Origin of the sequence: Mariniflexile fucanivorans, assembly GCF_004341235.1 — a bacterium.
GTDB classification, from domain to species: domain Bacteria; phylum Bacteroidota; class Bacteroidia; order Flavobacteriales; family Flavobacteriaceae; genus Mariniflexile; species Mariniflexile fucanivorans.
In genome coordinates, this window is the sequence record NZ_SLUP01000009.1 from 238,653 (window position 1) to 254,111 (window position 15,459).

The 15,459-nt window shown below is 33.6% G+C and carries 9 protein-coding genes; 8 read left to right on the forward strand and 1 reads right to left on the reverse strand.

Annotated elements, in window-relative coordinates:
• From EV196_RS17565 to EV196_RS17575, 3 genes are all read left to right on the forward strand, one after another.
• Window positions 1–3,138, forward strand: coding sequence for an efflux RND transporter permease subunit (locus EV196_RS17565; RefSeq protein ID WP_132219081.1), 3,138 nt, complete (start codon window positions 1–3; stop codon window positions 3,136–3,138).
• Window positions 3,139–3,143: 5 nt separating this feature from the next.
• Complete coding sequence (locus tag EV196_RS17570) at window positions 3,144–4,556, forward strand: efflux transporter outer membrane subunit (RefSeq protein ID WP_132219082.1); 1,413 nt, start codon at window positions 3,144–3,146, stop codon at window positions 4,554–4,556.
• Between the two features lie 127 nt (window positions 4,557–4,683).
• Window positions 4,684–5,079: a hypothetical protein gene (locus EV196_RS17575; RefSeq protein ID WP_132219083.1), complete on the forward strand. Its 396-nt coding sequence runs from the start codon at window positions 4,684–4,686 to the stop codon at window positions 5,077–5,079.
• Between the two features lie 69 nt (window positions 5,080–5,148).
• Here EV196_RS17575 and EV196_RS17580 read toward each other — a convergent pair whose 3' ends face one another.
• Entirely contained in the window at window positions 5,149–5,757 is a 609-nt protein-coding gene (locus tag EV196_RS17580) for a superoxide dismutase (RefSeq protein ID WP_132219084.1), read from the reverse strand.
• Between the two features lie 128 nt (window positions 5,758–5,885).
• On the opposite strand from EV196_RS17580, the gene EV196_RS17585 reads away from it, so the two are divergent.
• The 5 genes from EV196_RS17585 to EV196_RS17605 all read left to right on the forward strand — a co-directional run bounded on the left by EV196_RS17585 (window position 5,886) and on the right by EV196_RS17605 (window position 15,458).
• Window positions 5,886–9,017 (forward strand): UvrD-helicase domain-containing protein, encoded by a 3,132-nt coding sequence (locus tag EV196_RS17585; protein ID WP_132219085.1) that lies wholly within the window; start codon window positions 5,886–5,888, stop codon window positions 9,015–9,017.
• A gap of 74 nt (window positions 9,018–9,091) precedes the next feature.
• The gene (gene kbl, locus EV196_RS17590) at window positions 9,092–10,285 is read left to right on the forward strand and encodes a glycine C-acetyltransferase (RefSeq protein ID WP_132219086.1); all 1,194 of its coding nucleotides are present in this window, start codon (window positions 9,092–9,094) and stop codon (window positions 10,283–10,285) included.
• Between the two features lie 144 nt (window positions 10,286–10,429).
• Window positions 10,430–11,779 (forward strand): OmpA family protein, encoded by a 1,350-nt coding sequence (locus EV196_RS17595; RefSeq protein ID WP_132219087.1) that lies wholly within the window; start codon window positions 10,430–10,432, stop codon window positions 11,777–11,779.
• Between the two features lie 71 nt (window positions 11,780–11,850).
• Window positions 11,851–14,616, forward strand: a complete 2,766-nt coding sequence (locus EV196_RS17600) for a PD-(D/E)XK nuclease family protein (RefSeq protein ID WP_132219088.1) — start codon at window positions 11,851–11,853, stop codon at window positions 14,614–14,616.
• Window positions 14,617–14,618: 2 nt separating this feature from the next.
• On the forward strand, window positions 14,619–15,458 hold the full coding sequence (locus tag EV196_RS17605; RefSeq protein ID WP_132219089.1) for an alpha/beta hydrolase family protein: 840 nt from the start codon (window positions 14,619–14,621) through the stop codon (window positions 15,456–15,458).
• Window position 15,459: the final 1 nt, after the last annotated feature.

The following is a 15,459-nucleotide window of genomic DNA, read 5'->3' on the forward strand; positions in this document are numbered from 1 at the left end:
ATGTTAAAGACATTTATTGAAAGACCTGTACTTTCTACAGTTATTTCTATCATTATATTGATGCTTGGGTTTATAAGTATTTTAAGTTTACCCATAGAGGAATACCCAGATATTGCACCTCCAACCATTAAGGTAACGGCATCTTACCCTGGTGCCAATGCAGAAACGGTATTGGAAAGTGTTATCATTCCTATAGAAGAACAAATTAATGGTGTAGAAGGCATGACCTATATTACTTCTACAGCATCGAATAACGGAACGGGAGAAATTACCGTATATTTTAATCAAGAAGTAGATGCTGATATTGCTGCGGTTAACGTTCAAAATAGGGTATCAAGAGCAAATTCCTTATTGCCTCAAGAGGTGATTCAAACAGGGGTAACTACTCAAAAGCAGCAAACAAGTGCATTAATGTTTGTGTCAATGTATTCTGAAAATGAAGATTACGATGCCACATTTATACAGAATTACCTAAAAATAAACGTTATTCCAGCCATGCAACGTATTAGCGGTGTTGGTGATGTAGGTGTGTTTTCCCAGCAAGATTATGCCATGCGTATTTGGTTAAAACCAGAAAAGTTAGCAGCCTATAATTTAATACCTTCAGATATTACAACGGCATTAAAAGAGCAAAACTTAGAAGCTGCTGCTGGTTCGTTAGGAGAAAATAATGGTGAAGCATTTTCATATGTTTTAAAATATAGCGGTCGTTTTAAAGATGAAAAACAATATGCTGATATTGTTGTAAAAGCATTAGGTAATGGTCAGTTTTTGCGTTTAAATGATGTGGCAACAATAGAATTGGATGCACAATCCTATTCATCTAATGCCATGAGTTTAGGTAATCCTGCCGTATTTATGGGGATTTTTCAAACCAAAGGATCGAACGCAAAAGAGATTATTGAAAATATTAAAGCCACTTTAGAAACCGTAAAAAAAGACCTTCCCGATGGGTTGGATATTTTCGTACCTTATGACACCAGTTTATTCTTAAATGCATCTATAGATAAGGTTATTACTACCTTATTGGAAGCGTTTTTATTGGTGTTTTTGGTAGTGTTTCTTTTCTTGCAAGATTTCCGTTCTACATTAATTCCAGCCATTGCCGTTCCGGTTTCTATTATTGGAACGTTCTTTTTCTTAAGTATTTTTGGATATTCCATCAACCTTTTAACCTTGTTCGCACTGCTTCTGGCTATTGGAATTGTGGTAGATGATGCCATTGTGGTAGTGGAAGCTGTTCATGCCAAAATGGATAATGGCGAAAAGAACCCAAAAACAGCAACGTTAACTGCCATGAATGAAATTTCAGGAGCCATTATATCCATAACCTTGGTAATGGCTGCGGTATTTATACCTGTGACGTTTGTTTCTGGTCCAACAGGTGTTTTTTATAAGCAATTCGGGGTTACTTTAATTATTGCTATTCTAATTTCCGCAGTCAATGCATTAACCTTAAGCCCGGCGTTGTGTGCTTTATTATTAAAAACCCACAAAGAAGATGATGGATTAAAAGGTAAAAATCCATTACAACGTTTTTTCATACTTTTTAATCGCGGATTTAATGCTTCGGTATCTAAATATGGTAGATCGCTTCAGTTTTTATACAGAAAAAAATGGGTGTCTGGCATATTACTAATATTAGCCGTAGCAGGTATTTTTTGGGCAGCAAATACAACACCTACTGGTTTTGTGCCAAATGAAGATAGAGGGATTATTTTCGCCAATATCGAATTGCCTGCAGGCTCCTCATTAGATAGAACAGATGCTGTATCAAGAAAATTATATGACAAGATAAATGGATTAGATGGTGTTGTAGGGGTCAACTTTATTAAAGGTAGAAGTTTAATTAGCGGTTCTGGTAGTAATTACGGTTTCGGAATTATAAAACTTAAAAATTGGAGCGAGCGTAAAGACGCTTCCTTATCTGTGCAAGCTATTACTGGTAAATTATTCGGAATGGCAGCGTCTGTTCCTGAAGCAAATATTATTTTCTTCTCACCACCAAGTATTCGTGGGTTTGGTAACTCTGCTGGATTTGAGGTGAATTTATTAGATAAGTTTGGTGGAGAGTTTACCGATTTAGATAAAGTGAATAAAGAATTTAACATGGCTTTAATGGCGCATCCAGAAATTAAATATGCGCAATCTTCTTTCAATACTAGTTATCCACAATATGAAATGGAAATTAATGTGCCATTGGCTAAAGAAAAAGGCGTACCTATTAATAGCATTTTCTCAACCTTGCAAGGTTATATTGGAGGGGTTTATGCTTCAGATTTTTCTCGATTCGGAAAACAATTCCGTGTATACATTCAATCCTTACCAGAAGATAGAGCGAATGAAGCTGCGTTAAACAGCATGTATGTGAGAACAGATTCTGGTGAAATGACGCCAATTACACAGTTTGTAAACTTAAAACGGGTATATGGGCCGCAATCGGTAACGCGTTTCAATTTATTTAATTCAACATCTATTACAGGGGCCACCAACGACGGGTTTAGTACCGGTGATGCCATTAGAGTGATAGAAGAAGAAGTGGCAAAATTACCAAGTAATTACACCGTTGCCTATTCTGGTTTAACACGTGAGGAAGTCAATGCAGGAAACCAAACCACCTTTATTTTTATACTAAGTATTCTGTTTGTTTATTTCTTATTAAGTGCACAATACGAAAGTTATTTATTGCCATTAGCGGTTATATTCTCACTTCCGTTTGGGGTTTTTGGTGCTTACATAAGTACGAAGTTATTTGGATTGGAAAATAATATTTATTTCCAAATTGCCTTAATCATGCTTATTGGGTTGCTCGCAAAAAATGCCATATTAATTGTAGAGTTTGCACTGCAAAGACGAAAAAATGGAGAAAGTATTGTTAATGCCGCCATTCATGGAGCCAAAGCACGTTTACGCCCTATTTTAATGACCTCTTTTGCCTTCATTTTAGGATTGATGCCGTTAGTTTTAGCTAAAGGTGTAGGTGCCGAAGGGAACAATTCTATTGGTACTGGTGCTGCTGGAGGTATGCTTACTGGTACTATTTTAGGGGTGTTTGTTATTCCTATTCTATTTATATTATTTCAATGGTTACAAGAAAAAGTTTCGAGTAAACCAGCAATACAAACTATTGAAGATTAAAGCTTATGATATCTATTATAAAACATACTATGTTTAATAAAGCCATTCTTTTGGTGGTGGTTTCGGTAACATTACAAAGCTGTTTTGTTGCTAAAGATTATAAACAACCTGAGTTAGTAGAAACTCAAAATTTGTTTAGGACAGATAATTTGCCAACCGATAGTGTATCGATGGCAGATTTATCGTGGAAAACCTTGTTTACAGATCCTTATTTGAACCAATATATTGATGAAGGGCTTCAGAATAACATGGATATCCGCATGGCGATTCAACAAATAATAGCTGCCGAAGCCTATTTAAAGCAAGGAAAAGCAGGCTATTTTCCAACGCTAAGCGGAAGTGCAAAATACACACATCAGGAAAATTCTGAAAATAGTCAATTTGGTAGTGCTTTCCCGTCAATAGACTCCTACGAATTAGCAGGCAATTTATCTTGGGAAGCCGATATTTGGGGAAAAATACGCAGCAATAAACGTGCATTTCAAGCAAGTTATTTGCAAAGTGTAGCAGCTCACCAAGCGGTAAAAACGCAACTGGTTTCTAGTATTGCATCAAGTTATTATCAATTATTGGCTTTAGATGCACAATTGGCTATTACCAATCAAACTATTGAAACGCGTGAAAAAGGTGTAGAAACTATTAAGGCTTTAAAGGATGCAGGTCAAGTAACCGAAGTAGCGGTCGACCAGAATATTGCACAATATAACAATGCCAAAGCGTTACAGGTAGATTTAGAAACGGCAATTTTTAAAACTGAAAATGCCTTAAGTATTTTGTTAGGGGTTTCCCCTCGAAATTTTGAGCGTAACAGTTTAGATATTCAAGCTATTGAAACGAATATGAAACTTGGTGTGCCCGTTACATTGTTAAGCAATCGTCCAGATGTAATGGCTGCAGAGTTCGGACTCATCCAATCGTTTGAACTAACCAATGTAGCGCGTAGTAATTTCTATCCATCTTTAACATTAACCGCTTCAGCAGGTTTACAAAGCTTGGATTTTGACGAATTTTTTGACGTTAATTCATTATTTGCCAATATAGTTGGTGGGTTAGCACAACCTATCTTCAATCAACGAAAAATTAAAACGCAATACGAAGTAGCAAAAGCACAACAAGAGCAAGCACTGTTAAAGTTTAAAAAGTCACTTTTGGTTGCAGGAAATGAAGTGTCAAATGCGTTGTTTGCGTATAATGCCGAAACAAAAAAGTTTACTTATAGACAAAAAGAAGTTGAGGCTTTAAGGCAAGCCGAAAGTAATTCAGAAACCCTTTTAAATAACGGCTATGCCAATTATTTAGATTTATTAACCGCTAGACAGAGTGCTTTAAGTGCCGAATTAAATGTGATTGATAGCAAGTTGCAACAATTATTAACGGTTGTAGATTTATATGAAGCACTTGGTGGTGGTTGGAAATAACATAATTTAAAGTGACTAACAACTTTTTAAAATCCTTATTAGCGAACGCGATCAAGTTTGTTAATAAGGATTTTTGTTTTTAAATTTTAAAAAATAATTATTTTGAATAGTTTGCTATTTTTGCAAGATGAAGAAAGATATTGAAATTCCTAAAGTTGAAGGTGTTTATGTTGCCATAGTTAACGAGTATAACGATATTTATAAAACGCAAGATTGGAACGCTTACATAATTAACGATAAAGATGTTGATTTAGAGATGGTTTTAATTGTAACCACAGGGTATTCCGAAGAAAAAACAACCTCCACTTTCAGAAAAAAAATAGATACACTTCCTAAAAAAAGTTATGCAAAAATTGAATTGATGCAAGAGGAATTGTTTGCCTTGAACAACACTTTCAAAGTATCATTTTTTGAAGGCAATAAAATGTTCGATAAAACCTTTTTATTCAGAAAAAACACGATTAATTTAAAGGCACTTCAATCGATTCCTTTAATGGAAGCAAAGGGTGTTTTGGTTAAATAGATTTCTTTTACCCCATAAAAAAAGCAAACCCAATATGAGTTTGCTTTAATTTCAACTTGTGAAAATATGTTATTTCGCTGCTGCGTAACGTTTTTCAACTTCGTTCCAGTTAATTACGTTAAAAAACGCATTGATATAATCTGGACGACGGTTTTGGTAGTTTAAGTAATATGCGTGTTCCCAAACATCCAACCCTAAAATTGGTGTGCCTCCACAACCAACGCCTGGCATTAATGGATTATCTTGGTTTGGAGAAGAACAAATTTCTACTTTTCCACCTTTTTGAACACATAACCAGGCCCATCCTGATCCAAAACGAGTTGCAGCTGCTTTTGCAAATGCATCTTTAAAAGCATCTACAGAACCGTAAGCTGCTTCAATAGCATCTTTTAAGGCACCAGATAAATATCCTTTTCCTTCTGGATTCATAACATTCCAAAATAACGAGTGGTTGTAAAAACCACCACCATTATTTCTTACTGCTGCATTATTCATATCCAAATTTGCAAGAATATCTTCAATAGATTTTCCATCTAAATCAGTTCCTGAAATTGCATTATTTAAATTGGTTGTATATCCTTGGTGATGTTTCGTGTGGTGTATCTCCATGGTACGTGCATCTATATGAGGCTCTAAAGCATCATAAGCGTATCCTAATTCTGGTAATTCGAAAGCCATAATTTTTTGTTTTAATTATTAGTATTTATTTTGTTTTTCAAATTTACGGATAAAACGCATCAATTAAAAATAATTAATTGTTATCAAACCATTGATAGTTTTTATCTTGTATCAAAATTTAAAAATTCATGCCTCAAAATTATCCATTTACTATATACAACGCCTCCGCAGGTAGTGGCAAAACCTTTACGTTGGTAAAAGAATATTTAAAAATTTTATTTCAATCGAACAATCCAGACCAATACAAACGCATTTTAGCGATAACTTTTACAAATAAGGCGGTTGCTGAAATGAAAGAACGTATTATTGAGGTGCTTAAAACGTTTTCTTCAAATGAAATTTTAGAAAATCCTGACAGTATGTTTGAGGTTATTTGTGAAGAATTGCAGATGACGCCCGAAGAACTTCATTTAAAATCTAAAAAACTTTTAGATACCATTATTCACAACTATGCAGCTTTTGATATTTCGACCATTGATGGTTTTACGCATAGAATTATAAGAACCTTTGCATTCGATTTAAAATTACCTCTAAATTTTGAAGTGGAATTGGACCAAGAAGCTTTATTGAATGAAGCGGTTGATAGCCTAATTGCAAAAGCTGGTACGGACAAACTACTGACCAATGTGTTGGTGGATTTTGCTATTGAAAAAGCCGATGATGATAAAAGTTGGGATGTATCTTTCGATTTTAATAAAATAGCGAAATTGTTGGTTAATGAAAACGATATCCCTTTTATTGAAACTTTAAAAGACAAAACTTTACTAGATTTTATAGCTTTAAAAAAACAACTAAAAACAGAAGTAGCCACCACAGAAACGGGCATTATTGAAGCCGCAAAAAGTGTATTAACGTTGATAGAAGAAGCTGGTTTAGAATTCAATGATTTTTCATCGAGTTATTTACCTAAACACTTTCAAAAGTTAGCTGACAAAAAATTTGATGTTTCTTTTGGCACAAAATGGCAAGAAGATATTGAAAATAGTACGCTATATCCAAAACGGGTAACACCTGCAATTGCTTCCATAATTGAACAGTTACAACCTGAAATTGCTTCCGTTTTTAACTTAACCAAGCAAGCCGTTTTTCATATTAAATTTTTGAACGCTTTTTATAGAAATATTACGCCTTTATCCGTTTTAAACGCCATTAATAATGAACTAAAAACGTTAAAGGTTGATCAGAACAAAATGCTTATTTCTGAATTTAACACCATTATTAGCAAAGAAATAAGCAACCAACCTACCCCGTTTATTTACGAACGCATTGGTGAAAAATTCAAACATTATTTTATTGATGAGTTTCAAGACACATCGACCATGCAATGGCAAAATTTAATTCCGTTGCTTGATAATTCATTGGCTACAGATAGCGGTTCCACCATGTTAGTTGGAGATGCAAAGCAAGCTATTTACCGTTGGCGTGGTGGTAAAGCAGAACAGTTTATTGGGCTATTTCATAACGACAATCCGTTTCATATAGATAAACAATTAAAAAACTTACCCACTAATTTCAGGAGTTTTAAAGAAGTGGTCGCCTTCAATAATGGCTTTTTTAATTTTTTAGCAACACAGGTTTTTAGCAATGAAGCTTATAAAAATCTTTATGAAAATGCGCATCAAAACACAAATAAAACGAATGAAGGTTATGTAGAATTATCTTTTTTAGACATTGAAAAAGATGATGATAGAGATGAAGTTTTTACCGAACATGTTTTAAAAACCATTGAAGATTGCCAAAATAACGGTTTTAAACTGGAGGATATTTGTATTCTGGTTAGAAAGAAAAAAGAGGGCGTTGCCGTAGCAAATTATTTAAGTCAGCACCACATTCCCATTGTCTCCTCTGAAACTTTGTTAATTAACAATGCACCCGAGGTAGCTTTTGTGAACAATTTAATGGGACTTTTAATTCAGCCGAAAAACAGCGAATTAAAAATTGCCGTTTTAGATTATTTGGCAACTTTATATAGCATTGAAAATAAACACGATTATTTTAGTTCGCATTTGTTATTAAATGATTCGCAACTATTTAAAAGTTTTGAAGCCTATCATGTATTTATAAATAACCATGAATTATTGCAACTTCCGCTTTACGATTTAGCTGAAACAATTGTGAGAGGCTTTAATTTAGTTAAAACATCCAACGCTTACATTCAGTTTTATTTAGATATTGTTTTAGATTTTTCCCAGAAAAAAGGCTCTGATATTTCTGCTTTTTTAGATTATTTCGATAAGAAAAAAGAAAGTTTAAGTATTGTATCGCCCAAAGGGCAAAATGCGGTTCAAATTATGACCATTCATAAATCGAAAGGGTTGGAATTCCCTGTGGTTATATTTCCGTATGCCGATTTAGATATTTACCGAGAATTAGAACCCAAAGAGTGGTTTCCTATAAATAAAGATCTTTACAAAGGTTTCTCACATACTTTACTGAATTTCAATAAAGATTTTGAGCATTTTGGCGATGCTGGTTTGGAGATTTTTAACAATCATAAATCGGAGCAAGAACTTGATAATATCAACCTATTATATGTAGCACTTACGCGTGCTGTGGAGCAACTTTATATTATTTCAACTAAAGATATTTCAGCAAAAGGGGATATTAACAGTAAAAAATATTCAGGTCTATTCATTAATTATCTACAGCAGTTGGGCGTTTGGAACGATTCGCAGGCAACATACACCTTCGGAAGTATTGAAAAAACGTCAAAACCTAAAGCAACTTCTATAAACACCAGTTTTCAAAGGGAGTTTATTTCAACTTCAAAAGAAGCACATCATATAAAGGTGGTTACAAAATCGGGAATGCTTTGGGACACCAACCAAGAAGAAGCTATAGAAAAAGGAAATTTGGTGCATAACATCATGTCTGATATTGAAACGAGCGACGATATTGATATTGTAATAACAAATTATATCAATTCAGCCATCATTAACACGTCACAAGCTGAGAAGCTTAAAACAATAGTGACTCAAATTGTTAATCACCCAAAACTTGATGCCCATTATAAACCCCATAATACTATTTATAATGAACGCGATATTATCGCCAAAGAAGGTATCATTCTAAGACCAGACCGCGTGGTTTTAAATACTGAAAACGAAGCCGTCATTATTGATTATAAAACAGGTTTTGAAGATAAAAAACACATTCAGCAATTGCAATCGTATCAAGATGTGTTAGAAGACATGAATATTGTTGTAAAAAAGAAGATTCTTGTCTATATAAATGATGATATTTCAGTAAAAGAAGTGTAATTTTGAATAAAATTTAATTTAATACTGGTTATCTAACAATACACTAATTTTAATCGGTTTAAAAATTCAAAATTATGTACGGAAAACTAAAAGAACATCTACAATTAGAACTTCAAGACATAAAAGATAACGGGCTTTTTAAAGAAGAGCGCATTATTACCTCTGCCCAAGGTGCAGAAATCACTTTAAACACGGGAGAGACCGTTTTAAATTTTTGTGCTAATAATTATTTAGGTTTATCATCGCATCCCGATGTCATTCAAGCTGCAAAAGATGCTATGGATACACATGGTTTCGGTATGAGTTCCGTTAGGTTTATATGTGGTACACAAGATATTCATAAAGAATTAGAACAAAAAATTGCCGATTTCTACCAAACTGAAGACACTATATTATATGCCGCCGCTTTTGATGCAAATGGTGGCGTTTTCGAACCTTTATTAGGTACAAAAGATGCTATTATTTCAGATTCTTTAAACCATGCTTCTATTATAGATGGAGTTCGTTTATGCAAAGCGGCCCGTTATCGCTATGAAAATAGCAATATGGAAGATCTAGAAAACCAACTTATTACGGCCAATAAAAATGGGGCTCGATTCAAAATAATAGTGACCGATGGCGTATTTTCTATGGATGGCATCGTAGCTCCACTTGACAAAATTTGTGATTTAGCCGATAAGTATGATGCTTTGGTAATGGTAGATGAATGTCATGCAGCTGGTTTTATAGGTAAAACTGGCAGAGGAACACTTGAAGAAAAGAACGTTTTAAATAGAATAGACATTATTACAGGTACTTTAGGGAAAGCTCTAGGTGGTGCCATGGGTGGTTATACTACGGGCAAAAAAGAAATTATTGAAATGTTGCGCCAACGTTCCAGACCTTATTTATTTTCAAATTCTTTAGCGCCTGCCATTGTTGGTGCCTCTATTAAAGTTTTTGATATGCTCGCTAACGATACTAAATTACGTGATACCTTAGAATGGAATACCAATTATTTCAAAAAAGGAATGAAAAGTGCAGGATTTGATATAATAGATGGCGATTCAGCCATTGTTCCTGTTATGTTATATGATGCTAAACTATCCCAAACTATGGCAAATATGCTTTTAAAAGAAGGAATTTATGTTATCGGCTTCTTTTTTCCGGTAGTTCCTAAAGAAAAAGCAAGAATACGCGTACAATTATCGGCAGCTCATACTAAAGAACACCTTGATAAGGCTATTGATGCGTTTACTAAAGTCGCAAAATTGATGGATATTCTATAAAATAAATCTGAAATTATGTAAAATCATTCTGAAATAGCAATGAATAAGTGAATTCTTCAATTTTTTTATATATTTGTCTTTGTTAATAAAATTTAACAACTTACTTTTGTTTACAATTAACACTTAAAAATTAAACTTTTGAATATGAAAAATCTTAGCAGATTATTGTTCGCTATGTTGCTTATACTTGGTTATGGCAACTCTAATGCGCAAGACAAAAACAACCCATGGCAAATTACCATTGGTGCAAACGCAGTTGACTTCTTTCCAACAGGGGAAGACGCTCCTCTTGGAGACATGTTTAGTGATTTCTTTAACGTAAGCGACCACTGGAACATTTTACCTTCTTTATCAACTATCTCTGTGTCTAAAAACATAGGTGAAGGTTTCTCTTTTGGAGTAGCTGGTTCATTAAATAAAATTGAAAACTTTGGAGACTCTTCTGTAAGTGATTTATCTTACTATGGAGTTGACGGTACTATTAAATACAATTTCCTTCAAGGAACAACTATCGATCCTTATTTAGGAGTTGGTGGTGGTTACACTTGGGTTGATGAAATTGGAGCTGGTACATTAAACGGAACTGTAGGTTTAAACATTTGGTTTAACGATAACATCGGTTTAACACTTCAAACTGCTTATAAACATGCTTTTGAAGATTACTTAAGCACTCATTTCCAACATACTGCTGGTATCTCTATCAAATTTGGTGGAACTGATACTGATGGTGATGGTATTTTTGACAAAGATGATGCTTGTCCAGATGTAGCTGGTATTGCAGCTTTCAACGGATGTCCTGATACTGACGGTGATGGTATTGAAGATAGCAAAGATTCTTGTCCAAACGAAGCTGGTACAGCTGAATTAAACGGATGTCCAGATGCTGACGGTGACGGTGTTGCTGATAAAGATGACAAATGTCCTTCTGTTGCTGGTTTAAAAGCGTTATCTGGTTGTCCAGATGCTGATGGTGACGGTGTAACTGATGGTGACGATAAATGTCCTACTACTGCTGGTCCAGCTGCAAACCAAGGATGTCCTTGGCCTGATACTGACGGTGACGGTGTATTAGATAAAGATGATAAATGTCCTTCTGTAAAAGGTACTGTTGCTAACAATGGTTGTCCTGAAGTTTCAGAAGAAGTTCAAAAAACTTTAAATGCTTACGCTAAAACGATTTTATTTGATACAGGAAAATCTTCTATCAAATCTCAATCTGAAAAAGTATTAGGTGATATCATTGCAATTCTTAAAGAATACCCTAACTCTAAATTTACAGTAGAAGGTCATACTGATAGTGTTGGTAGTGAAAAACTAAACCAAGACTTATCTGATGCTAGAGCGCTTTCAGTTAAAGAATACTTAACTAAAAACGGTATTGATGAGTTCAGACTTTCTTCTAAAGGTTACGGTGAGTCTAAACCAATCGATTCTAACAATACTTCTAAAGGTAGAGCTAACAACAGACGTGTTGAAATTAACTTAGCTAAATAATACTTTTAAAGTAAAAAATAAATAAGTTTAAAAACGCTTCGGATATCCGAAGCGTTTTTTATTTTTATACAATGACAACTTTTATTTTTGATGTTCTAAAAGATTTACAAAACAACAACTCAAATCTTTCTGAGCTAACGTTTATTTTACCTAGTAAAAGGGCTGGACTCTTTTTAAAACATCAACTACATAAAGTTAGTAACCAAACTATTTTTTCGCCCACCATCATTAGTATTGAAGAATTTGTTGAAGATTTATCTCAACTTCAATCTATTTCAAATACCGAATTGCTTTTCGAGTTCTATAACACCTATATTCAAGTTACAAAAAAAGAAGATGCCGATTCGTTTGAAATATTTTCCAAATGGGCACAAATTTTACTTCAAGATTTTAACGAAATTGATAGGTACCTCATTCCTCAAAAAAATATTTTCAATTATTTAAGTGCCATTAAAGATATTGAGAATCATCATTGGTCGCTTGAAGAAAATCAAACAAAATTTATAAAAAACTATTTGGCCTTTTGGAACAAATTGCACAGCTATTATACACATTTTAGCGAACAGCTTTTGAATAAAAAAATAGGCTATCAAGGTTTAATTTATAGAGAAGCAGTTGCAAATTTAGAAAGCTACATTGAAAAAAATAATAAAAAACAACATGTGTTTTTAGGCTTCAATGCGCTTAATACCTGTGAAGAAACTATTATTCAAAAATTACTTCAAAACAATTTAGCAAAAGTTTATTGGGATATTGACACTACTTTTTTTAATAGTGACAACCACGATGCTGGTTTATTTACAAGACAACATCACAAAAAATGGCCTTATTTTAAAACCAATCCTTTTAATTGGATAACAACAAATTATTCAGAAGAAAAAAATATTTCAACTTTAGGAATTCCTAAAAATATTGGGCAAGCAAAACAAATAGGCTCGTTGTTAAAAAAATTACAACAGGAAAACCCAACTTTACAAAATACCGCTGTTGTGTTAGGGGATGAAAATTTATTGACCCTGGTACTTAACGCCCTGCCAGAAAACATTGAAGCTTTAAATATAACTATGGGTTTTCCATTAAAGTCCATTCCGCTAGCTTGGTTATTTGAAACCCTGTTTTACATTCATAAAACCCCATCAAATAGCTTTTATTACAAGGATGTTATAAATGTTATGTCGCATCAATTTATACGACCTCTTTTTAATGTGGAACAGGTTGACTATGCTTCAAAAATAATTGAAACTATAGATGCAAATAACATTATTTATCTCACAGCAGATCGACTTAAAGCAATTGCTCCTAATTCAGCTGGTATTATAGATCTTTTGTTTTCAAATTGGGGCAAAACAATCGATTTAGCACTACAGAATTGTTTTCAGCTTATCATTAATATAAAAACATGTTTAGACACCAATAAGACGGCTAATTTACTCTCTTTAGAGTATTTATTTCGCTTTAATGAATTGTTTAATGAGTTATCGCGTTTAAACACCAAGTACCAACATATCAAAGATATTTCAACACTATTCAGCATTTATAAAGAATTGCTAAGTTCTGAAACTTTAGATTTTCAAGGTGAACCGTTGCAAGGTTTACAAATAATGGGGATGTTGGAGTCGCGTGTTTTAGATTTTGAAACGGTTATCATTTCTTCGGTTAATGAAGGGGTACTTCCTTCAGGGAAAAGTAATAATTCGTTCATTCCTTTTGATGTGAAATTGGAAAACAAGCTTCCAACTTATAAAGAAAAGGACGCCGTTTATACTTATCACTTTTATCGACTTTTACAACGAGCGAAAAATGTTTACATTTTATACAATACGGAAGCTGATGTGCTTACCGGTGGTGAAAAAAGTAGGTTTATAACACAATTAGAATTAGAAAAAATCCATAACATAAACCATCAAATTATAGTGCCGGAAGTCCCAATTATAGAAGCCTCTTTAAATACCGTTTATAAAACTGAAAGTCTTCAAATTGAAATTATAAAACTTGCTGAAAAAGGATTTTCACCTTCATCATTAACATCCTATATACGAAACCCGATAGATTTTTATCAACAGAAATTATTAAAAATAAAAGAGCATGATGATGTTGAGGAAACCGTTGCCGCCAATACTTTGGGAACGGTTGTGCACAACACCCTTGAAGATTTTTATAAACCATTAAAAGGTACGTTTTTAAAGGTTGAAATTATTAAAAACCTAAAAACTCAAATTGAAGATAAAGTTACATATCACTTTAAAAAAGAATACAAAGAAGGTGATATTACCAAAGGAAAAAACCTGATTATTTTTGAAATTGCAAAACGTTATGTGTCCAATTTTTTAGATTTGGAACTTCAAGATTTAAAAGCTGGAAACCAAATTAAAATTCTAGATATTGAAGCAAATAACGAAATTAGTATAGATATTCCAGAATTGAATTTTCCTGTGAAACTGGTGGGAAAAGTTGATAGGGTAGACGAGTACAATGGCATGACACGCATCATTGATTACAAAACAGGACGTGTTGACCAAAATCTAGTTGAAATTGTAAATTGGGAAGATATTACAACCGATTATAAAAAGTACAGCAAAAGTTTTCAGGTGCTTACTTATGCCTTAATGATGCAACTTTCGGGCGATATAAAACTGCCCATGGAGGCTGGAATTATTTCATTTAAGAACTTAAGTGCAGGCTTTTTGAATTTTGCCAAAAAAGATAAAGCTGGAGCCTATGCCAAAAAAGACACTTTAATTACTCAAGAAACCATTGATAATTTTACTATGGAACTAAAACAGCTTATTTTAGAGATCTGCAATCCGAATATTCCATTCACCGAAAAAGAAGTTTAAAAATGCTAACACAAAAACACATAGCCATAAACGGAAAACATCAAAAACCTATAGTAATTGATGTTACTTACATAGAAAACAAAACAAACCTGCCCGTTATTATTTTTTGCCATGGTTACAAAGGATTTAAAGACTGGGGCGCTTGGAATGTGATGGCAAAACAATTTGCTAATGAAGGATTCTGTTTTGTAAAATTTAACTTTTCATATAATGGTGGCACGGTTGAGCAACCAATAGATTTTCCGGATTTGGAAGCTTTTGGAAATAATAATTACACAAAAGAATTAGACGATTTAGAAACGGTTATAGATTGGATTTTCAATAATGATGATATAAAAACCATAACAGACGCAAACAATCTATCATTAATTGGACATAGCCGAGGTGGCGGTATTACAGCCATTAAAGCAGAAGAAGATAACCGAATAGCAAAGCTAATTAGTTTAGCAAGTGTGTCCGATTTTGGGAACAGAATGGGCGCTAAACAAGAAATAGAATCATGGAAAAAAACAGGCGTAAAATATGTTGAAAATGGGAGAACACATCAACAAATGCCACATTTTTATCAGTTTTACGAAGATTTTAAGGCTAATGAAGAACGCCTGACTATTAAACGAGCCGTTTCAAACTTAAAAATACCACATCTCATCATTCATGGAAATGATGATACCAGTGTGTTACTTAATGAAGCTAATCAACTTCACAATTGGAATTCTAAAAGTAAACTGGAAATAATTGATGGTGCCAACCATGTTTTTGGTGCATCTCATCCATGGGGAAAAGACGATTTACCCGAACATTTAAAAGAGGTTGTAAGCAAGGTTATTGTGTTTTTAAAATAGA

Bases quoted from the DNA above. Each gene is read 5' to 3' on its own strand.
- EV196_RS17565 (WP_132219081.1), top strand. From the start codon at position 1: ATGTTAAAGACATTTATTGAAAGACCTGTACTTTCTACAGTTATTTCT.
- EV196_RS17570 (WP_132219082.1), top strand. From the start codon at position 3,144: ATGATATCTATTATAAAACATACTATGTTTAATAAAGCCATTCTTTTG.
- EV196_RS17575 (WP_132219083.1), top strand. From the start codon at position 4,684: ATGAAGAAAGATATTGAAATTCCTAAAGTTGAAGGTGTTTATGTTGCC.
- EV196_RS17580 (WP_132219084.1), bottom strand. From the start codon at position 5,757: ATGGCTTTCGAATTACCAGAATTAGGATACGCTTATGATGCTTTAGAG.
- EV196_RS17585 (WP_132219085.1), top strand. From the start codon at position 5,886: ATGCCTCAAAATTATCCATTTACTATATACAACGCCTCCGCAGGTAGT.
- kbl (WP_132219086.1), top strand. From the start codon at position 9,092: ATGTACGGAAAACTAAAAGAACATCTACAATTAGAACTTCAAGACATA.
- EV196_RS17595 (WP_132219087.1), top strand. From the start codon at position 10,430: ATGAAAAATCTTAGCAGATTATTGTTCGCTATGTTGCTTATACTTGGT.
- EV196_RS17600 (WP_132219088.1), top strand. From the start codon at position 11,851: ATGACAACTTTTATTTTTGATGTTCTAAAAGATTTACAAAACAACAAC.
- EV196_RS17605 (WP_132219089.1), top strand. From the start codon at position 14,619: ATGCTAACACAAAAACACATAGCCATAAACGGAAAACATCAAAAACCT.